The sequence below is a fragment of the Roseovarius aquimarinus genome, from assembly GCF_043661195.1.
In the GTDB taxonomy this organism is placed as follows: domain Bacteria; phylum Pseudomonadota; class Alphaproteobacteria; order Rhodobacterales; family Rhodobacteraceae; genus Roseovarius; species Roseovarius aquimarinus.
The window spans coordinates 851,480-869,456 of the sequence record NZ_JBIHMM010000001.1; the positions used below are offsets into that span (position 1 = coordinate 851,480).

The window sequence follows — 17,977 nt, forward strand, 5'->3', positions numbered from 1 at the left end:
TCCCCAGTATTGAGGATCATTCTTTCACCTGGCCCGGCGCCGCGCTACGGGCGGAAGTCCCGTGCGGATTCGACACCAAAGTACGGGGTATTTTCCGACTATCGGCCCCACTCCGCATCAGACCTTGGTCCGATGCACTCCGGGCAGCTGCGAGCGGCTCGACACGATTTTTCTTAACGTTTGTTAATTTTGTGTAGAATATCACACGAGTGACGCAGGGGCAGGATCTGATACGCACGCAACCCAGAGGCGAGCGTCGATCTGGGAGGGGGTTTGGTGGCAAGCACGAATCACGCGCGTGGCGAAACAGACGATTCGAGTGCAGCGCCGAATCGCTCGTTCGTTGCAAGGCCCTGTCCTCTGGCCGCGGCTTTCACCTGCGCAGTCATCCTCGTGATGATCGGGCTGGGTGTCTTCATCACCAACAAATACCGATCGCTGCAACTTCATTCACACGGCCAGATAGGCAGCGTCTACATCGCGAACTTGCTGGCGCCCTACGCCGTCACCATACAGCAAGACACACCGATCACCGCCGCGGGCATGCAAGAAGCGTTTCGCAACCTGACCGACAACAACTCGTCGATCATGCTTCGGATCTGGAATCTGGACGGCTCGCTCTTCTTCTCGACATTTCCCGAGGACACGGCCGCCGAGCATCAGGACGATGATCTGCGCGCCGCGCTCGAAGGGCGCTTCGTCGCCAAGTTGGAGCGAGAGGGGCCGCAAAAGCCGGATTTCCCCATGACCTACCCCTATTTCGAGGTTTACGCCCCGATCTATGATCCTGCGACGGGGGAGATGGTCGCCGCGGGAGAGGTCTATCAGGATGCGACCGAGATCTTGCAGGACCGGGCCTTCGTGGAGCGTATGATCTGGGCCGCGTTGGCTTTCGTGACCCTGTGCGTTCTGGCGATGCTGGCCCTCAGCTTCAGCCAGAGCGCACAGTTGCAGGATCGTCTTGCCGCAGAACGCCGTATGCGCAAGCAGAACACGGCGCTGCGCCGGGCTGCGGATCAGGCGCGCCTCGACGCTGCGCAGGCGAACGAGCAGGTGCTCAACCTCATCGGCGCCGAATTGCATGACGGCCCGGTCCAGTTGCTCGGGTTGATCTCCTTGCTGGAAGGCAGCGACAGGAAGACCGAATTGGCGGACGGAACCACGCTGCGCGGCCTGATAGACCAGGTCATGACAGAGCTGCGCGCCATGTCAGCCGGATTGATCCTGCCGGAGCTCGACGAACTCGATTCGACCGGCGTGGTCGGACTGGCTGTCCATCGGCACAAGGCGCTGACCGGTCAGGCAGTGGATCTGGAAACGGAGGGGCCTGCCGTCTCGCTCGATGCGCCGCGCCGGATCTGCCTCTACCGCGTGGTTCAGGAGGGCCTCACCAATGCGATGCGGCACGGCGGTGACAAAACCCCGAAAGTCGTGATCACCTCGCAGGAGACGCGTCTCGTCATCTCCATTCACAACGGCGCCTCCAGCGACGTCCAAGAGACGCCGAGGCCGGCCGCATGGCGGCTCGGCCTGAACGGAATGCGGCGCCGCCTCGACGCGTTCGGCGGCGAACTGGTTCTTGAGAATGGCGGCGAGACAGCGATGTTGCGCGTGACCCTGCCCATTGGGCCAGCCTGACGGTCACGCGCTGCGCTGGCCGCGCGCCTTCACTCCGTGTCGAGCGTTCCGTTATTGGCCAATTCCTGCGCGGCCAGAACGGCTTCGACACGGTTTCGCACATCGAGCTTCTGCATCAGAACCGTCATGTAATGCTTCACGGTCTTTTCGCTCAGCGACAGGGACTTCGCGATTTCCTTGTTCGTACAACCTTGCAGCAGGAAGCGCAGAACGTCTTCCTCGCGTCGGCTGAACCGAACCGTGGGCGTCGTCCGCGCCTTCGCATTCACCTGAAGCCCCGCAACGACATTCGCGGCCACGCGCGGCGAAAGATAGGTCTCGCCTTTGTGCACCCGGCGTATCGCATCCGTAAGCTCGTCCAGAGTGCTGCCCTTAAGGACGTAGCCCAGCACGCCGGCCTCCAAGGTCGCGATCGCCGTATCGATGCTGCTGGAGGCCGTGAAGGCGATCAGTTTGGTATGCGTGTACTCGTTCGCGACGGTCGCGATCGCCTCGAGAACATGGCCGGGCATATTCAGGTCGATCACCAGGATCTGAGGCTTCATCGTCTTGGCGATGTCGATCACGTCCTGAGCAGTCGAGCCGACGCCAACGACCTGAAAATTCTCGCTCGGCGAAAAGAGCTGACACACGCCAGACAAGAGGATCGGATGATCGTCTACGAATGCAATTGTCAAAGGCTCCATAGAGACGCCTTTACTTTTTTGGGCATACCAGAGAGCCCGCTGATCACAAAACGGAGGTCGATGGATGTCGCAATTAGGTAGAAAACTGAAAATACCACTAAACCCTTGGCGGATCAATGCCGACGATAATCTGTCGCCTTGACAAGAGGATGACGTCCTTTTGGCCAAATCCTGGCGGCGTCTATCCTGCGAAACAATACGGCAGTCGCGCAGCACGTCGGCCCTGCCGATTGCGTAGCGATCCGCGCGTTCTGAGTCGCGAATGGATGACCTTTGTGAGAAAGGATTTCCGCTCGCAAATCGGGCTGCCTTCAACAGCGAAACATTGCTACTTTGTCCTCCTTTACAGAACAATCCTTAGGTGGCGCATCGGACGAAGCTTGACGCCACCGCCCATTCCTTTTGCTTCTCAAGTTCAATTTCCCTCGCGAGACAGACATCGCCATCGTTGAACGTCATCTCACGGCACTGATCCAAGAGCCCGTCTACGAAACTGGTTCGATTTTGTCGCAGACGTATCCCGGTCGAAATCCAGTTGCAGAAGCATATGTTATAAGATAACAAAACCTGAACTGAGGGTGAATCGGGGGATTTCTCATGCGCAAGCAAGGCAGTCAGCGGCAGGCCGAGGTGCTCGAGGTGCTGCAAGGCAATGCCCGGCCGATGACGGCTTACGAGATACTGGACAAGCTCAAGGACAGCGAAGCGGGGCTCGCGCCTCCGACGGTCTATCGGGCGCTTTCGGCGCTGACCGAGGAGGGGCGCGCGCATCGGCTCGAGTCGCTGAACGCCTTCGTGCCGTGCCAATGCGCGCATGTCGATCACGCTCCGGTTCTGGCGATCTGCGACGATTGCGGCGTGGTCGAGGAATATGCCGATCAAGATGTGATGAACCGGCTTACCGCCCTCGCCCGCTCGACCGGCTTTCGCGCGGCGCGCCATGTGGTCGAGGTTCACGGCACCTGCCGAGCCTGCGCGGCCTGATCCTCCGAAGGGGGCAGCGGCCTGACGAAGCGGGCACGCACTCGCCTCACCCCGCACCTTGGCGACACCCCAATTCAAACCGACCCAGGAGGTCCCGACATGACCGACACCCGCCTTCCCGTGACCGTGCTCTCCGGCTTTCTCGGCGCCGGCAAGACGACGCTTCTCAACCGCGTGCTCAACAATCGCGAGGGCCGCCGCGTCGCGGTGATCGTCAACGACATGTCCGAGGTCAATATCGACGCGGATCTGGTGCGCGCCGACACCGAGCTGTCGCGCACCGACGAGACGCTGGTCGAGATGTCGAACGGCTGCATCTGCTGCACCCTGCGCGACGATCTTCTTGCCGAGGTGCGGCGCCTCGCCGGTGAGGGGCGCTTCGATTACCTGCTGATCGAGTCGACCGGCATCTCCGAGCCGCTGCCCGTCGCCGCCACATTCGATTTCCGGGATGCAGAGGGCGAGAGCCTGTCGGACGTGGCCCGTCTCGACACGATGGTGACAGTGGTGGACGCGGTGAACCTTCTCGAGGATTACTCGAGCCACGATTTCCTGAGCGATCGCGGCGAGACCCTTGGCGAGGAGGACGAGCGCACGCTGGTGAACCTTCGGGTCGAGCAGATCGAATTCGCGGATGTCGTCATTCTCAACAAGGTGGACGATGCCGGGCCCGAGCGGACCGATGCCGCGCGCAAGATCATCCGCAGCCTCAACGCCGATGCCCGGATCATCGAGACGAACCACTCGAAGGTCGATGCCGAAGCCGTTCTAGACACAGGACTTTTCGATTTCGACAAGGCGCATGAGCACCCGATGTGGGCCAAGGAACTCTACGGGTTCGCCGATCACGTGCCCGAAACCGAGGAATACGGCGTGGCGAGCTACGTCTACCGCGCCCGCCGCCCGTTCGAGCCGGAGCGCATTCTCGAGGTGCTGAACGGCAGCCTGCCCGGCGTGATCCGCGCCAAAGGCCATTTCTGGATCGCCACCCGGCCCGAATGGGTGGCCGAATTCTCGATGGCGGGCGCGCTGTCGTCGATCAAGCCGCTCGGGACATGGTGGGCCTCGGTGCCGCAGGACCGCTGGCCCGATCACGAGGGCGCGCGGGCTTACATGTCGGCGCATTGGGCCGAGCCGTGGGGCGACCGGCGCCAGGAGATCGTCTTCATCGGCTCCGGGATCGACTGGAAGTCGCTGAGGACCCGGCTCGATGCGTGCCTCGTGCCAGAGCATCTGGCCCAAGGCCCGGACAGCCTTCCCGACATGCCCGACCCCTTCCCGATCTGGCGGCGCGCGGAGGCGGCATGACCCTTGTCCGCGACAGGGCCCTGAGCGCCGCGCGCGGCGTCACCGTCGCGCAGGGGCGCGGCGGGCTCGAGGCGATCGGGGCCGAAAGCTGCGCCGCCGCGATTTGGCAGCGCGATCTGCCGCCCGGCTTCGCGGACTGGATCGGCGCGCTCGCGCCAAAAGAGCTTCCGTCGGGACGCGTGATCCTGCGCCCCGGCGATGCGGCGGCGGTGCTCACCGAGTTGAGCGACGCGGTGGGCCTGCCGGACGGGCCGGAGCGCGCGTTCCTGCTGACCGATATCGCCGCGCTCTGCGAGACGTTCGCCGGTATCATGAAGGCGCGCTGGATCCGGCTTCGGCTCCAGCCCGTCAGCACGAATTCCTGCCGCAAGTTCCATCGCGACGCCGTGACCGCGCGGCTCGTCTGCACCTATCGCGGGACGGGCACGCAATACGGCACGGCCTTGGGCGGCGGCGATCCGCAGCGCGTCTTCACCGTGCCGACCGGCGCGCCGATCATGCTGCGCGGCACGCTCTGGCAGGAGATGCCGCATTCGGGCCTGCTGCACCGCTCGCCCCCCATCGAGGGCTCGGGCGAGACGCGGCTGTTATGCGTGATCGACCCGGTGGACGATCCCGAGGACGACCTGTGAGACGAAATCTCGGCGCCACATCGCTGCGGCGACGCAGACGGCACGGCTCGCCGATGGATGTCTACGACACGCTTCCCTCGCCCCTGCGCCGCTGGATGTCCGAAGCCGCCCTGCCCTGGTCGCCCGAATCCTGTCGGCGGATATGGGTCCGCCTGCGCGCGGAAGGCGCGCCGGTCGAGGAGGTTCTGGGAACGCTCGCCCGCGTGGAGGCAAAATGCCTCGAGCGCGATACGGCGGCGCAACCGCGCATCGAGGCCGTGGGCGATCTTGGCCGCCATACGCGAGGTGCGGCATCCGCGCGGTTGCAATGATGAGAGGCAGACCATCAAATGAAGGAAGAGGGAATCGCAATGAAAATTTCTTACGTCGCGTTTGCGGCCGTCATCGCCGCATCGGCCGCCAAGGCCGAAGAGGCACGCCAGATGGACGCGCATGTCCATGGCGTGAGCAGTCTTGAACTGGCGCTCGAGGCGGGCGCGCTCGAGATCAACCTGACCTCGCCCGGCGCCGATATCGTCGGTTTCGAGTATGCCGCCGCAACGGAGGCGGAGAAGGACGCGGTCGACGCGGCGATCCGCATCTTCGCCGCGCCCGAGAATGTGCTCGCCCTGCCCGAAGCCGCCGGATGCCGCCTCACCGAGGTGCTCGCCCATCTCCACGCGGGCGACGCGCACGGCCACGCGCATGAGGACGAGCACGAGCATGAGCATGAGCACGGCGAGGAGCACGAGCATGCCGAGGGCGATGACCACGATCATGGCGACGAGCACGAACACGCCGAGGGCGAAAAGCACGACCACGCAGAGCATGCGGAGGGCGCCGTGCACAGCGAGTTTCATGCGCGCTACAGCTTCGACTGCGCGCATCCCGAGGAGCTGACCTCGCTCGGCCTGCCCTTCTTCGAGCGCTTCGAGAACGCGCAGGAGATCGAGGCGCAATTCGTCACCGAAGCCGGTGCCGGTGCGGCGGAGATCGGCCGGGACGCTGCCGAGCTCTCGCTGAACTGAGCATGAGCGCGCCCGCCCTCGCCCTCACGGATGTCGCGTTCGCGTGGCCGGGGCGGGGCGGGTTCTCCCTGTCTTGCCCGTCCTTCGAAATGGCGGCGGGCGAAAGCGTGCTTTTGCTGGGCGCGAGCGGATCGGGCAAATCGACGCTTCTGTCGCTCATCTGCGGGATCGTCGCGGCGGAGCGCGGGCGTGTGATGGTCGGCGGCACGGATCTTACCCGGCAGCGCGCCGGCGCGCGCGACCGGTTCCGCGCCGAGAATATCGGCGTCATCTTTCAGCAGTTCAACCTGCTTCCCTATGCCAGCGTGGCCGACAACATCCTTCTGCCGCTCCGCTTCGCCCCCGCGCGGCGCGCCCGCGCCGAAGATGCGCGCGCCGAGGCTGCGCGCCTGTGCACCGCGCTCGGCCTGCCGGAGGGCGTGCTGGGCGCCCGCGCCGAACGGCTCAGCGTCGGCCAGCAGCAACGCGTAGCGGTCGCGCGCGCCCTGATCGGCGCGCCGCCCCTCATCGTCGCGGACGAGCCGACCTCGGCGCTCGATGCGGCGACGCAGGACAGCTTTCTCGGTCTCCTGTTCGAGCAGAGCGGCAAGGCCCGCTCCTCGCTCCTGATGGTCAGCCATGACGAGCGGCTCGCCGCCCGGTTCGACCGCACCGTCCGGCTCGAAGAGATCGTCTCGGTCCGGCAGGAGGCGGCATGATCCTGCGCCTCGCCATCGGCTCGCTTCTGGCGCGCGCGCTGACCGTCGGCATGACGGTCCTCGCCGTCGCGCTCTCGGTCGGGCTCTTTCTCGGGGTCGAGAAGCTGCGCACCGGCGCGCGGGCCAGTTTCGCCGACACGATTTCGGGCACCGACCTCATCGTCGGCGCGCGCTCCGGCTCGGTCCAGCTTCTGCTCTATTCGGTTTTCCGCATCGGCAACGCGACGAACAACGTGAGCTATGAAAGCTATCTCGATATCGCCGCGCGCCCGGAGGTGGACTGGATCGTGCCCATCTCGCTCGGGGACAGCCATCGGCAGTTCCGCGTCATGGGCACGACCCCGGGCTTTTTCGAGCATTACAAGTATCGCGGCGGCAGATCGCTCGAGATCGCCGAGGGGCATGGGCTGGAAGATCTCTACGACGCGGTGATCGGCGCCGATGTGGCCGCGACGCTCGGCTATGCGCCGGGCGATCCGATCATCGTCTCGCACGGGATCGCCTCCTTCACCGATCATGACGATCAGCCCTTCCGCATCGCCGGGATCGTCGCCAAGACCGGCACGCCCGTCGACCGCACGGTCATCGTCGGGATGGAGGCGATCGAGGCCATCCATGTCGATTGGCGCTCGGGCGCGCGCACGTCGCAGCAGACGACGCCCGTGGAGGTGATCCGGCAGATGGACCTGACGCCCAAGGCGATCACCGGCGCGCTGGTCGGCGTTCAGTCCAAGCTTCAGATCTTCGGCCTTCAGCGCTGGATCAACGAATATCCCGAAGAGCCGTTGCTGGCCATCCTGCCCGGCGTCGCGCTGGCCGAGCTGTGGCAGATCGTGGGCGTGGCCGAAACCGCGCTGATCGGCGTGTCGGGGATGGTCGTCGTCACCGCGCTTCTGGGGATGGTGGCGATGATCTTCTCGAGCCTGAACGAGCGCCGCCGCGAGATGGCGATCTGGCGCGCGATGGGCGCGCGGCCCGCCACCATCCTCGGCCTTCTCGTGCTCGAGGCCATGCTGATGGCCGCCGCCGGGGCCGCGCTGGGGCTTGGGCTCCTCTATCTCGGCCTCGTCGCGGCGCAGCCCCTTGTCGATGCGGCCTACGGTATATGGCTTCCGATCGAGCCGCCGAGCGCGCGGGAGATATGGGTACTGCTGGCCGTGGTCGGCGCCGCCGCGCTCGCCAGCCTTCTTCCGGCAATTAGGGCCTACCGCCTGTCGCTCGCAGATGGCATGATGGTGCGCATATGACAGCCATGCCTCGCCTCACCCGCCGCCATCTTCTCCTCGCCGCTGGCGCGGGCGCCCTGCTGCCCCGCGCCGCCATCGCCGCGAGCTACCGCGAGGTCACATGGTACGATCTCATCCCGCCGGGCGTGCCGATGGGCCAGATCATCGGCGAGGGCGTGATGGACGAGGCGCGCGATTTCTGGAACCCGGTCTTCGACGAGAACGGCTCCAAGCTCAATCCGGAGCTCGACGGCGCGCGCATCAAGATGCCGGGCTTCGTCATCCCGTTCGACACCACCTCCGAGGGCGTGACGAGCTTCGTTCTGGTGCCGTTCGTGGGCGCCTGCATCCATGTGCCGCCGCCCCCGCCCAATCAGCTCGTCTTCGTGACCACAGAGAAACCGTGGCCCTCGACGAGCCTCTGGGACCCCGTCTGGGTCTCAGGCACCATGAGCGCGACACCGAAATCGACCCAGCTCGCCGATATCGGCTACCAGATGACGGCGGAAGTGATCGAGCTCTACGTCTATTGAGCGCACCGTCCGGCGGCTTGTCATGCTATGGCCGACGCGCATCTTCGAGGCTTCACCCCGATGCCGCGAGAGGCTAGGAAGCGATGACAATCTGAAGGACCACCGCCATGACACGCCTTGCATCCCTCCTCTGCGCCGCGCTCTGCGGCCTTGCCCCCGCCGCCGCCCTCGCCTGCGAGGCGCATCTTGCGGGCACGACATGGCGCATCGTCAGCCTTCAGGGCGATGCGCTCGACGCTACGGAAGACCGCGTTCCGGAATTGGTGCTGACAGAGGACTCGCCGATGCGCTATGCGGCGACGGTCGGATGCAACCGCATCGTCGGCGGTGTCGAGGCGGACGGATCGGCGCTCGGCTTCGGGATGGGCGCGGCGACGCGCATGGCCTGCCCCGGCCCGCTCGAGGCGCAGGAGAAAATGCTCATCGCAACGCTCGCCGAGGTGCGCGGCTACCAGATGGAGGATGGCGATCTTCTCCTGCTGAACGCCCCCGGCGAGGTGATCGCCCGGCTCACCGCGCGCTAGGCTCCGCCCAGCCCGCCCCCGGCGATCCGCGCAAGGGCGTTCAGCAGCTCTTCGGACCTGTAGGGCTTGGGCAGGAAGAGCGCGCCCGGCGGCAACGCGTCGGCGGTCACGGCCTGCCGGCCCGATGTGACGATGATGCCGAGCGTCGGCAGATCGCGCCGAAGCGCATGGGCGAGCGCCACCCCGTCGAGCGCACCCGGCATTTCCACATCGGTGACGAGGATATCGGGCGCTTCGCCCGCAAGGCGCAACGCGTCGTCGCCCGAGCGCGCCTCGATCACCCGCAGGCCCGCCCCGGCGATCATCTGCGCCGCATCGAGCCGGATCAAGGCCTCGTCCTCCGCCAGAAGGACGGTCAGCCTTCTCGTCATCGCGCTGCCTGTCACGTTGCCCTGGCCCCTCGCCGCGCGGATGAAGGCCGGATGGGCCCGGTCTCGAGCGATGGGCGGCAGGCTCTCGGTCTTGCGCAGTGCAGAAAAATGGTGTCACATACAACGATAAGCTGAACGCTCCGGCCGTGTCGAGCGCCGACATTCCGGTGACGTGGGACAATGACGCTCTATTACACGCAGCCGAATTCGGCGCCGACCGATCGCATTTCGTTAGAAAGGCACCATCATGGATGCGTGGACCCTTCGCGACGAGGCCAGCGACGCGCCGGTCATTCCGGGCGCGGGCAGTTACGAATGGCGGGTCGCCGAGGATCTCTGGCACCTGTCGGACGAGTGCCGACGCCTTCTGGGCGCGGCGGCGCATGAAGACGGCCCCTTTCGCCATGTCCATGCAGAGGACCGGGTCCGCGTCGAGGCGCATGTCGCCAGCCTGATCGAAGCCGGGACGGATTACGCGCTGACCTACCGCATTCTTTGCACTGACGGAGCGGTGAGGCGCCTGCATGACCGCGGCGTCATCACCCGCGACGCGGAGGGGCGCGCGGTCGCGTTTCGGGGAATTGCGGTCGATCTCACCGAGACCGGACCGCGCATCGAGGCCCCGGCGCCCGCCGAGCCCGCGCTGTCGCTCGGCGCGCTCACGCAGCTCGTCGGTCGGGCCTCGGGCCTCGGGATCTACGAGCTCGACCTGGCGAGCGGCGCGGCCAAATGGTCGGCCGAGCTCTCGCGTATCATCGGGCGGGCCGAGGAGCCGAGCGCCGGCTCGATGGAACTGGCGCTCCGGACGGTGCATCCCGAGGACCGCGACCGCGTGCGCGGGCAGATGCAGGCCGCCCTCTCGCGGCTCGGCCCCTACGAGTTGGAGTACCGTCTGCGGATCACCGACGGCACGGTGCGCTGGATGCGCGACAAGGGCGAGGTGCAGGCCGATGAAGACGGCGAGGCGGGCCGCCCCGCCCGCGCCATCGGCGTGCTGATCGACGTGACCGAGGAGCGCACGGCCCAGAACGCGCTGGCCTCCTCGACGGCGCTGCTGGAGGCGCTCTTCACCAATGCGCCGGTCGGCATCGGGGCGTGGGACACGCAGTTCAGATACGTGAGGGTCAACCGGAAACTCGCTGAAATCAATGGAATTTCTGCCGATGAGCATATCGGCAAGACTCCGGCGGAGCTTCTGCCCGGCATCGACGAGATCGAGCGGCTCTATGTCGGCTGGCGCCGCATCCTGCGCACCCACAAGCCGTGGCTCGGGGTCGAAATCTCCGGCAGCACACCGGCCGAGCCGGACGATCCGAAACACTGGCGGGCGCATTTCTTTCCCATCGAGACGCATGGCGAGGTGACGGGCATCGCCGCCTCGGTCGAGGACGTGACCGCGCAGCGCCGCGCCGAGCGCGCCCTGCGCGAGAACGCAGTTCACATGCGCCGCATTCTCGACGGGAATATCGGCTTCGTCGGCATTCTCGAGCCGGACGGCACGCTGGTCGAGGCGAACGCGACCGCGCTTGAGGCGGCGGGCATCGCGCGCTCGGACGTCGTGGGGCGCAAGTTCTGGGACGCGCATTGGTGGAGCTACGACAGCGCCGTGGCCGACCGGCTCAAGGAGGCCGTCGTGCTTGCCGCCTCAGGCGAGGTCGTGCGTTATGACGCCACGGTGATGATGCGGGAGGGCCAGACGATCACGATCGACTTCCAGCTCTCCCCTGTGCGCGACGATGCGGGCAATATAGTCAACCTCATCCCCTCGGGTTTCGATGTGACCGAGCGCAACGAGGCGCTGGCGCATGCGCGCATGCTCATGGAAGAGATCAACCACCGCTCCAAGAACATGCTGGCGCTGGTCCAAGCCATCGCGCGGCACACCGTGCGCGCCAGCCCCGAGGATTTCATGTCGAAATTCTCGGACCGGATCGCGGCGCTGGCGCGCGGTCAGGATCTGCTGGTCCATTCGAACTGGAACCGCGTCGATCTGGGGCGTCTGATCGCCTCGCAGCTCGACTATTTCAAGGATTCCATCGGCGAGCGGATCACGCTCGACGGCCCGGACGTGGCGATCACGGCCGAGGCGGCGCAGAGCCTTGCGATGGTGCTGCACGAGCTGGCCACCAACGCCGGCAAATACGGCGCGCTGAGCGGCACCGAGGGCCGCGTGTCGATCACATGGCAGGTCGAGGAAATCGCGGGTGCCCCGGCATTGTCGCTCACCTGGCGCGAGACGGGCGGGCCGAGCATCACCGAACCCGAGCGACAGGGGTTCGGATCGGTCCTGATGCGCACGATGATCGACGCGGCCTTCGCCACGGAACCCGAGACGGTCTATCACCCCGAGGGGCTCGAATGGCGGCTCGTGCGCGGCACGGGCGGCATCGCGGAGGCGTGACGCGCCTCAGGTCTTACGGCGCCGCGCCTGAATCTGTGTGAAGGTCTTCACGATGGCGGGCCGCAGCTTCAGAAAGCCGCGATAGGTCAGCTCGAGCATCGGCAGAACGCCTGGAACCCGCGCCAGCTTGCCGGCCCATTTCCATCCCGGGATCTGCCGCCAGAGCAGCGCGAAAGCCGCCGCGCCCGAGGCAAGCCGCCCAGCGCCGTCGGCCACATGAAACCGCGCGCGCGCCTCCTCCGGGGCAAGTCCTTCGGGCAGGTTCGCACCCTCCTTCGAGACATCGACGAGCGTCAGCCGCCCCTCCCTGTCGCGGCGCGTGTAATGCGCAAGTTCTGCCCGGCAGAGCGGGCAAGCGCCATCATAATAGACGGTTACGCCATCACTGTCTGCTGCCCCGCTCATTCTAACAGCGCGTCGATCGCGCGTGTCATGGTACCCGAGAGCGGCTCGATCTGCGCGCCGAAGGTGCCCGCCACATCGCCATCGGGGCCGATCAGAACCTTATTGAAATTCCAGCGCGGCTCGAACCCGGCCTCCTGTCTGAGCGAGACATAGAAAGGATGCGCCTCCGCGCCGGTCACGGCCGTGATCGTCGTCATCGGCATGTCGATGCCATATTCCAGCTCGCAAAATTCCTTGACCTCAGCGTCGCTCGACAGCTCCTGCCGGAAGTCGTTGGACGGCACGGCGAGCACCACGAGACCCGCCGCGCGGTAGCGGTCGTAAAGGTCCTGAAGCCCCCGGTACTGATCGGTGAAGCCGCAGCGTGAGGCCGTGTTGACCACCAGGACGGGCTGGCCGCGCCAGTCCGACAGCGCCAGATCGCCCCCGTCGATCGAGGCGAAACGCGCATCGAGATCGAGCGCGGCTGCCATCCCCGCGGGGAGCACGCCGAAGCCGAGCCAGAGCAGAAAGGCGAAATGTTTGAGCATCGGACTGCCTCCTTCTTGGGGGAATTACGCGCCTCCGCGCGTCCCGGATCACTCGCGCGGTGCGCTCCTGAAACGGGGCGCAGTGATGCACGCTGCGCATCAATCCCTGCCCTCTTTGCCATTCCGCCCCGGTGCCGGCCCTGTTAGCCTGCCTGCAAAAGGCGGCACCGCAAGGTCCGCGCGCAGACCTGTCAGGAAAGGACACGCCATGGCGATCACCTATCTCAAGCGCGGCAAATCCGAGGCGGACCGTGCCGAGGACGACAGCAAGGTGCGTGGCATCGTCGAGGCGACCCTTGCCGATATCGAAAAGCGCGGCGACGCCGCCATCCGCGAGCTGAGCGAGAAATTCGACGGCTACGCGCCCGAAACCTTCCGCCTCACCCCGTCCGAGATCGAGGCCGCGATGCAGAAGGTCACGGCACAGGAGATGGAGGACATCACATTCGCGCAAAAGCAGATCCGCGGCTTCGCCGAGGCGCAGCGCGCGTCGATGACCGATATCGAGGTCGAAACGTTGCCCGGCGTCATTCTGGGGCACAAGAACATCCCGGTCCAATCGGTCGGCTGCTATGTGCCGGGCGGCAAGTTTCCCATGGTCGCTTCGGCGCATATGTCGGTGCTGACGGCCTCGGTCGCGGGCGTGCCGCGCATCGTCTCGGCCGCGCCGCCCGTCAAGGGCGCGCCCCATCCCGCCATCGTCGCGGCGCAGCATCTGGGCGGCGCGCATGAAATCTACGTGCTGGGCGGCATGCAGGCCGTGGGCGCGATGGCGCTGGGGACCCAGACGATCGATCCGGTCCACATGCTGGTCGGGCCGGGCAACGCCTTCGTGGCCGAGGCCAAGCGCCAGCTTTACGGGCGCGTCGGGATCGACCTTTTCGCCGGCCCGACCGAGACGATGGTGATCGCCGACGACACCGTGGACGCCGAGCTTTGCGCCACGGATCTTCTGGGCCAGGCCGAGCATGGCTACAACTCGCCCGCCGTTATGGTCACGAACTCGCGCAAGCTGGCCGAGGCGACGCTGGCCGAGATCGACCGCCTGCTCGCAATCCTGCCCACCGCCGAGACGGCCAGCGTCTCGTGGCGCGATTACGGCGAGATGATCGTCTGCGACACCTACGAGGAGATGCTCGACGTCGCCAACGACATCGCCTCCGAGCATGTGCAGGTCATGACCGACCGCGACGACTGGTTTCTCGAGCATATGCACAGCTACGGCGCGCTCTTTCTCGGGCCGCGCACCAATGTGGCCAATGGCGACAAGGTGATCGGCACGAACCACACGCTGCCGACGAAAAAGGCGGGGCGCTATACCGGCGGTCTCTGGGTGGGCAAGTTCCTGAAAACCCACAGCTATCAGAAGGTCACGAGCGACGCGGCGGCAGCGAGCATCGGCGCCTATGGCTCAAGGCTTTGCATGCTCGAGGGCTTCGTCGGCCATGCGGAGCAATGCAATGTCCGCGTGCGCCGCTATGGCGGCCTCAACGTGCCTTACGGCGAGGGCGCGCCGGTGGTGAAAAGCTGATGGACCTGCCCCGCACCCCGTCGATGCGCCTCGAGGGCAAGCGCGCGCTCGTCACCGGCGCGTCGCGCGGCATCGGGTTCGCGCTCGCCGCCGCTTTGGCCGAGGCGGGCGCGCATGTGACGCTCGCCGCGCGCGGCGCGGAGGCGCTGAGCGAAGCCGCCGAGACGCTGCGCCGCGCGGGCTACGGGGCCGATGCGCTGGCGCTCGACATCACCGATATCGGCGCGATGCGCGAAGCGGTGGACGGGTTGGACGCGCTCGACATCGTGGTCAATTCCGCCGGCCTCGCGCGGCATTCACCCGCAAGCGAGACGACGCCCGAGGATTACGACGCCGTCATGGCCGTCAACCTGCGCGCCGCCTATTTCCTGAGCCAGGCCGCTGCGCGCAAGATGCAAGGGCGCGGCGGCGCGATCCTGCACGTCTCGTCCCAGATGGGCCATGTCGGCGGGATCGACCGCGCGGTCTATTGCGCGACGAAGCACGGGCTGGAAGGCATGACCAAGGCGATGGCGATGGAATTCGGGCCGCAAAATGTGCGCATCAACACGCTCTGCCCCACCTTCATCCGCACGCCCCTGACCGAGCCGACCTTCGCGGACCCCGAAAAGCGCGCCTGGATCGAGAGCAAGATCAAGCTGGGCCGCGTGGCCGAGGTGACGGACCTCATGGGGCCTGCCGTCTTCCTCTGCTCGGACGCGGCGGCGATGATCACCGGCACGCATCTGCTGGTCGATGGCGGCTGGACGGCGGGCTAAAACGGCGGGCTAGACCCTGTAGAACCGCCGCGCGTTGCCGCCGAGGATCTGCGGCAGATCCTCCGCCGCCGCCACCTCCGCGATCAGATCGAGCGCGGCGCGGTAGTCGAGATGCAGCTTGTCCACCGGGAAATTGCTGCCGAACATTGTGCGCGGCGCGCCGAAGAGGCGGATGATCTCGGCCGTCATATCCTGCGCGCCCTGCCCCATGTCGTCACCGAAATACATCGCATACCCCGAGAGTTTGACATGGACATGCGGCAACGCCGCCAGCGCCTCCATCCCCCGCTGCCAGACCGCCAGCCCCTTCGCGCTCGGGTCATGCGGGCTGCCGAGATGATCGACGACCACCGGCACGTCCGGATGAGCGGCGAGAAGGTCCGCGGCGGCCTCCATCTGCTCGGGATAAAGTTGCAGATCGAAGCTGAGACCGCGTTCGCCGAGGGCCGCGAAGCCCGCGCGCCACGCGGCATCGCCAAGATACGCGCGCGGCGCAAAACTGATTTCGGGCCGGTCCTCCAGCCGCGCGATGATCTGGCGGACACCCCGGAAATTCGGGAAGGCCATGTGACGGTCCAGCAGCGCGCCCAGCCCCGGCGCCGCCAGATCGGCGAAGCCGACGATGGCGATGGGAAAGCCGCTCGCATCGCTGATCCGCTGGACGAAGCGCGTCTCGGCCACCGGGTCGGGCAACGCATTGTCCACCTGCACATGAACCGAGCCCGTCAGGCGGTCCGGCGCGGCCTCGGCCATGAATTCGGGCAAAAGGTAGTCCCGCCGGATCGGGGCCGGATCGCCGAATTGCCGCCGCCCGGGCTTCTTCAGCCAGACCCAGCCGACGCCCTCCGGGTCCGTGTCCGGCGCCCAGAGGTGGTGATGCGCGTCGATGATCTCAGGCAAAGCCATGGCGCGGCCCCGATGCGTCGCGCAGGCGGTCGCCGACGAGATTGATCGAGAAAATGAGGATCAGGAGCGCGCAGCCCGGCAGGAGCGAAATCCACCACTCGCCGTTCAAGAGGTAGGAGAACCCGTTCGAGACGAGCCGCCCGAGGCTCGGCTCGGTGATGGGCAGACCGACCCCGAGGAAGGACAGCGTCGCCTCGAGCGTGATCGCATGGGCGAATTCGATGGTCGCGACGACCGAGAGTGGCCCCATGCAGTTGGGCAGGATATGGCGCAAGAGCAGCCGCGCGCTGGAATAGCCCATGAGCCGCCCGGCCTGAACGTATTCCTTGTGCCGCTCACTGAGGACCGAGGCGCGCACGGTGCGCGCGAAATAGACCCATTGCACCGTCACGAGCGCGATGATCGTGTTTTCAACCGCGCGGCCAAGGATCGCCAGCAGCACCAGCGCCACGAGGATCGCCGGGATCGAGAGCTGGATATCGACGACGCGCATCACGATGCGGTCGGTCCAGCCGCCATAGAAGCCGGCCAGAAGGCCGAGCGCGGTGCCGATCACGAAGGCGAAGAAGCCGGAGACGGCGGCCACCATCAGGCTGATGCGCAAACCATAAAGGATCGCGCTGTAGAGATCGCGCCCCTGATCGTCGGTGCCGAGCGGCGGCGCGCTGCCCGAGAACGACGCCTCGCTCGGCGCGAGGCGCGCATCGAGGATCGAGAAGGTCGAGAGATCGTAGGGATCGTGGATCGCCAGCCACGGCGCGAAGATCGCGGCGAGGATCAGCAGGATGAGAACGATCAGGCCGATGGTCGCCAGCGGCGCGCCTTGGACGAAACGGCGCATCGGCGCCCAGCGGGGAAGCGTTGCAGTGCTCATTTCAACTGTGCCCTCGGGTCGAGCCATCCATAGACGATGTCCACGATGAGGTTGATGGCGATGAAAAGGATCGAGGTGACCAGCATGTAGGCCACGATCAATGGGCGATCGAGCTGGTTGATCGCGTTGATGATGAGCCGCCCCATGCCCGGCCAGGCGAAGATCGACTCGGTGACGACGGCGAAGGCGATGAGGATGCCGAATTGCAGACCGATCATCGTGACGATCGGGATCGAGATGTATTTCAGCACATGCAGCCGCACCACCCTGCCCCGGCTGAAGCCCTGCGCACGGGCGAAGCGCACGAAATCGAGGCTCATCGCCTCGCGCATGCCCGACCGCGTCAGCCGGATCAGGAAGGCCATCGGAAAGATCGAAAGGTTCAGCGCGGGCATCAGGACATGGCTCCACCCGTCTGCGGTGAAAAGGCTCGAGCGCATTCCGAGAAAGCTGCCCACCTCGCCGCGCCCGCCCGAGGGCAGCCAGCCCAGCCAGACGGCGAAGACCATGATGAGGAGAAGCCCCACAAGGAAGGTCGGCAGCGAGAAGCCCATAATGGAGCCGGTGACGATTCCGCGGTCGAGCATCGTGCCGGGGTTCATGCCCGCGATGAGGCCAAGGGGAATGCCGATGAGAATGGCGAACATCATCGCGACGGCAGCGAGTTCCAGCGTGGCCGGGAGCCGCTCGAAGATCACCTCGATTGCGGGCTCGCGGAAATAGAACGAAACACCCAGATCGCCGCGCAGCGCGTTGCCCAGAAAGGCCAGGTATTGCTCGGGCAAGGAGCGGTCGAGCCCGAGCTGCGCGCGCAGGGCGGCCTCGGCGGCGGGGCCTGCGTCGGAGGACAAGAGCAGGTTCACCGGGTCCCCGATGGCGTAGATGCCGACGAAGACCAGCAGCGAGACGAGCGCGAGCGCGACCAGTGCCTCGATCAGACGTTTGATGAGATATCCGGTCATGCC

20 protein-coding genes are annotated in these 17,977 nt (G+C 66.1%); 13 read left to right on the forward strand and 7 right to left on the reverse strand.

Features of this window, described 5'->3' with window-relative positions:
* Window positions 1–396 precede the first annotated feature (396 nt).
* Window positions 397–1,638, forward strand: a complete 1,242-nt coding sequence (locus ACGRVM_RS03960) for a sensor histidine kinase (RefSeq protein ID WP_377168475.1) — start codon at window positions 397–399, stop codon at window positions 1,636–1,638.
* A 29-nt stretch (window positions 1,639–1,667) separates the two neighbouring features.
* Here the strand turns inward: ACGRVM_RS03960 and ACGRVM_RS03965 are convergent, their stop codons facing one another.
* Entirely contained in the window at window positions 1,668–2,324 is a 657-nt protein-coding gene (locus ACGRVM_RS03965; RefSeq protein ID WP_394624020.1) for a LuxR C-terminal-related transcriptional regulator, read from the reverse strand.
* A gap of 597 nt (window positions 2,325–2,921) precedes the next feature.
* On the opposite strand from ACGRVM_RS03965, the gene ACGRVM_RS03970 reads away from it, so the two are divergent.
* From ACGRVM_RS03970 to ACGRVM_RS04010, 9 genes are all read left to right on the forward strand, one after another.
* Window positions 2,922–3,308, forward strand: a complete 387-nt coding sequence (locus ACGRVM_RS03970; protein WP_377168471.1) for a Fur family transcriptional regulator — start codon at window positions 2,922–2,924, stop codon at window positions 3,306–3,308.
* 99 nt (window positions 3,309–3,407) lie between these two features.
* Window positions 3,408–4,616 (forward strand): GTP-binding protein, encoded by a 1,209-nt coding sequence (locus ACGRVM_RS03975; protein ID WP_377168469.1) that lies wholly within the window; start codon window positions 3,408–3,410, stop codon window positions 4,614–4,616.
* Window positions 4,613–5,248, forward strand: a complete 636-nt coding sequence (locus tag ACGRVM_RS03980) for a DUF1826 domain-containing protein (RefSeq protein ID WP_377168467.1) — start codon at window positions 4,613–4,615, stop codon at window positions 5,246–5,248. Before ACGRVM_RS03975 ends, ACGRVM_RS03980 begins: the two co-directional genes overlap by 4 nt.
* Window positions 5,245–5,559, forward strand: a complete 315-nt coding sequence (locus ACGRVM_RS03985) for a DUF6525 family protein (RefSeq protein ID WP_377168465.1) — start codon at window positions 5,245–5,247, stop codon at window positions 5,557–5,559. The genes ACGRVM_RS03980 and ACGRVM_RS03985 overlap by 4 nt, the downstream gene beginning before the upstream one ends.
* A 39-nt stretch (window positions 5,560–5,598) precedes the next feature.
* Window positions 5,599–6,255, forward strand: coding sequence for a zinc uptake protein ZrgA (zrgA, locus tag ACGRVM_RS03990; protein WP_377168463.1), 657 nt, complete (start codon window positions 5,599–5,601; stop codon window positions 6,253–6,255).
* A gap of 2 nt (window positions 6,256–6,257) precedes the next feature.
* Window positions 6,258–6,953 carry an ATP-binding cassette domain-containing protein gene (locus tag ACGRVM_RS03995; RefSeq protein WP_377168461.1) on the forward strand — a complete coding sequence of 232 codons (696 nt, stop codon included), beginning with the start codon at window positions 6,258–6,260 and terminating at the stop codon, window positions 6,951–6,953.
* Window positions 6,950–8,200 (forward strand): ABC transporter permease, encoded by a 1,251-nt coding sequence (locus ACGRVM_RS04000; RefSeq protein ID WP_377168459.1) that lies wholly within the window; start codon window positions 6,950–6,952, stop codon window positions 8,198–8,200. Before ACGRVM_RS03995 ends, ACGRVM_RS04000 begins: the two co-directional genes overlap by 4 nt.
* A complete protein-coding gene (locus tag ACGRVM_RS04005; RefSeq protein ID WP_377168457.1) occupies window positions 8,197–8,712 on the forward strand; it encodes a DUF3299 domain-containing protein in 516 nt (171 codons plus the stop codon). The genes ACGRVM_RS04000 and ACGRVM_RS04005 overlap by 4 nt, the downstream gene beginning before the upstream one ends.
* 107 nt (window positions 8,713–8,819) lie before the next feature.
* A complete protein-coding gene (locus ACGRVM_RS04010; RefSeq protein WP_377168455.1) occupies window positions 8,820–9,236 on the forward strand; it encodes an META domain-containing protein in 417 nt (138 codons plus the stop codon).
* Here the strand turns inward: ACGRVM_RS04010 and ACGRVM_RS04015 are convergent.
* Window positions 9,233–9,607 (reverse strand): response regulator, encoded by a 375-nt coding sequence (locus ACGRVM_RS04015; protein ID WP_377168453.1) that lies wholly within the window; start codon window positions 9,605–9,607, stop codon window positions 9,233–9,235. The two genes, ACGRVM_RS04010 and ACGRVM_RS04015, sit on opposite strands and share 4 nt — an antisense overlap.
* Before the next feature lie 247 nt (window positions 9,608–9,854).
* Here ACGRVM_RS04015 and ACGRVM_RS04020 point away from each other — a divergent pair, with 247 nt between their 5' ends.
* Window positions 9,855–12,008: a PAS domain-containing protein gene (locus ACGRVM_RS04020; RefSeq protein ID WP_377168451.1), complete on the forward strand. Its 2,154-nt coding sequence runs from the start codon at window positions 9,855–9,857 to the stop codon at window positions 12,006–12,008.
* A gap of 6 nt (window positions 12,009–12,014) precedes the next feature.
* On the opposite strand, the gene ACGRVM_RS04025 is transcribed toward ACGRVM_RS04020, so the two are convergent.
* Both ACGRVM_RS04025 and ACGRVM_RS04030 read right to left on the reverse strand, forming a co-directional pair.
* A complete protein-coding gene (locus ACGRVM_RS04025; RefSeq protein WP_377168449.1) occupies window positions 12,015–12,413 on the reverse strand; it encodes a thiol-disulfide oxidoreductase DCC family protein in 399 nt (132 codons plus the stop codon).
* Window positions 12,410–12,943, reverse strand: a complete 534-nt coding sequence (locus ACGRVM_RS04030; RefSeq protein WP_377168447.1) for a glutathione peroxidase — start codon at window positions 12,941–12,943, stop codon at window positions 12,410–12,412. Before ACGRVM_RS04030 ends, ACGRVM_RS04025 begins: the two co-directional genes overlap by 4 nt.
* Window positions 12,944–13,151: 208 nt before the next feature.
* On the opposite strand from ACGRVM_RS04030, the gene hisD reads away from it, so the two are divergent.
* Together hisD and ACGRVM_RS04040 are read left to right on the forward strand one after the other, a co-directional pair.
* A complete protein-coding gene (gene hisD / locus ACGRVM_RS04035) occupies window positions 13,152–14,474 on the forward strand; it encodes a histidinol dehydrogenase (protein WP_377168445.1) in 1,323 nt (440 codons plus the stop codon).
* On the forward strand, window positions 14,474–15,232 hold the full coding sequence (locus ACGRVM_RS04040; RefSeq protein WP_377168443.1) for an SDR family NAD(P)-dependent oxidoreductase: 759 nt from the start codon (window positions 14,474–14,476) through the stop codon (window positions 15,230–15,232). The genes hisD and ACGRVM_RS04040 overlap by 1 nt, the downstream gene beginning before the upstream one ends.
* 9 nt (window positions 15,233–15,241) lie before the next feature.
* On the opposite strand, the gene ACGRVM_RS04045 is transcribed toward ACGRVM_RS04040, so the two are convergent.
* Genes ACGRVM_RS04045 through ACGRVM_RS04055 form a run of 3 tightly spaced genes read right to left on the reverse strand, consistent with a single transcriptional unit; the run spans window position 15,242 to window position 17,974 of the window.
* The gene (locus ACGRVM_RS04045) at window positions 15,242–16,138 is read right to left on the reverse strand and encodes an amidohydrolase family protein (RefSeq protein ID WP_377168441.1); all 897 of its coding nucleotides are present in this window, start codon (window positions 16,136–16,138) and stop codon (window positions 15,242–15,244) included.
* Window positions 16,125–17,012: an ABC transporter permease gene (locus ACGRVM_RS04050; RefSeq protein WP_377168439.1), complete on the reverse strand. Its 888-nt coding sequence runs from the start codon at window positions 17,010–17,012 to the stop codon at window positions 16,125–16,127. The genes ACGRVM_RS04045 and ACGRVM_RS04050 overlap by 14 nt, the downstream gene beginning before the upstream one ends.
* Entirely contained in the window at window positions 17,009–17,974 is a 966-nt protein-coding gene (locus ACGRVM_RS04055) for an ABC transporter permease (RefSeq protein ID WP_377168437.1), read from the reverse strand. Before ACGRVM_RS04055 ends, ACGRVM_RS04050 begins: the two co-directional genes overlap by 4 nt.
* Between the last annotated feature and the right edge of the window lie 3 nt (window positions 17,975–17,977).

What these genes read in the sequence shown, in the direction of transcription:
- ACGRVM_RS03960 (WP_377168475.1), top strand. Translation starts at nt 397, where the DNA reads ATGATCGGGCTGGGTGTCTTCATCACCAACAAATACCGATCGCTGCAA.
- ACGRVM_RS03965 (WP_394624020.1), bottom strand. Translation starts at nt 2,324, where the DNA reads ATGGAGCCTTTGACAATTGCATTCGTAGACGATCATCCGATCCTCTTG.
- ACGRVM_RS03970 (WP_377168471.1), top strand. Translation starts at nt 2,922, where the DNA reads ATGCGCAAGCAAGGCAGTCAGCGGCAGGCCGAGGTGCTCGAGGTGCTG.
- ACGRVM_RS03975 (WP_377168469.1), top strand. Translation starts at nt 3,408, where the DNA reads ATGACCGACACCCGCCTTCCCGTGACCGTGCTCTCCGGCTTTCTCGGC.
- ACGRVM_RS03980 (WP_377168467.1), top strand. Translation starts at nt 4,613, where the DNA reads ATGACCCTTGTCCGCGACAGGGCCCTGAGCGCCGCGCGCGGCGTCACC.
- zrgA (WP_377168463.1), top strand. Translation starts at nt 5,599, where the DNA reads ATGAAAATTTCTTACGTCGCGTTTGCGGCCGTCATCGCCGCATCGGCC.
- ACGRVM_RS03995 (WP_377168461.1), top strand. Translation starts at nt 6,258, where the DNA reads ATGAGCGCGCCCGCCCTCGCCCTCACGGATGTCGCGTTCGCGTGGCCG.
- ACGRVM_RS04000 (WP_377168459.1), top strand. Translation starts at nt 6,950, where the DNA reads ATGATCCTGCGCCTCGCCATCGGCTCGCTTCTGGCGCGCGCGCTGACC.
- ACGRVM_RS04005 (WP_377168457.1), top strand. Translation starts at nt 8,197, where the DNA reads ATGACAGCCATGCCTCGCCTCACCCGCCGCCATCTTCTCCTCGCCGCT.
- ACGRVM_RS04010 (WP_377168455.1), top strand. Translation starts at nt 8,820, where the DNA reads ATGACACGCCTTGCATCCCTCCTCTGCGCCGCGCTCTGCGGCCTTGCC.
- ACGRVM_RS04015 (WP_377168453.1), bottom strand. Translation starts at nt 9,607, where the DNA reads ATGACGAGAAGGCTGACCGTCCTTCTGGCGGAGGACGAGGCCTTGATC.
- ACGRVM_RS04020 (WP_377168451.1), top strand. Translation starts at nt 9,855, where the DNA reads ATGGATGCGTGGACCCTTCGCGACGAGGCCAGCGACGCGCCGGTCATT.
- ACGRVM_RS04025 (WP_377168449.1), bottom strand. Translation starts at nt 12,413, where the DNA reads ATGAGCGGGGCAGCAGACAGTGATGGCGTAACCGTCTATTATGATGGC.
- ACGRVM_RS04030 (WP_377168447.1), bottom strand. Translation starts at nt 12,943, where the DNA reads ATGCTCAAACATTTCGCCTTTCTGCTCTGGCTCGGCTTCGGCGTGCTC.
- hisD (WP_377168445.1), top strand. Translation starts at nt 13,152, where the DNA reads ATGGCGATCACCTATCTCAAGCGCGGCAAATCCGAGGCGGACCGTGCC.
- ACGRVM_RS04040 (WP_377168443.1), top strand. Translation starts at nt 14,474, where the DNA reads ATGGACCTGCCCCGCACCCCGTCGATGCGCCTCGAGGGCAAGCGCGCG.
- ACGRVM_RS04045 (WP_377168441.1), bottom strand. Translation starts at nt 16,138, where the DNA reads ATGGCTTTGCCTGAGATCATCGACGCGCATCACCACCTCTGGGCGCCG.
- ACGRVM_RS04050 (WP_377168439.1), bottom strand. Translation starts at nt 17,012, where the DNA reads ATGAGCACTGCAACGCTTCCCCGCTGGGCGCCGATGCGCCGTTTCGTC.
- ACGRVM_RS04055 (WP_377168437.1), bottom strand. Translation starts at nt 17,974, where the DNA reads ATGACCGGATATCTCATCAAACGTCTGATCGAGGCACTGGTCGCGCTC.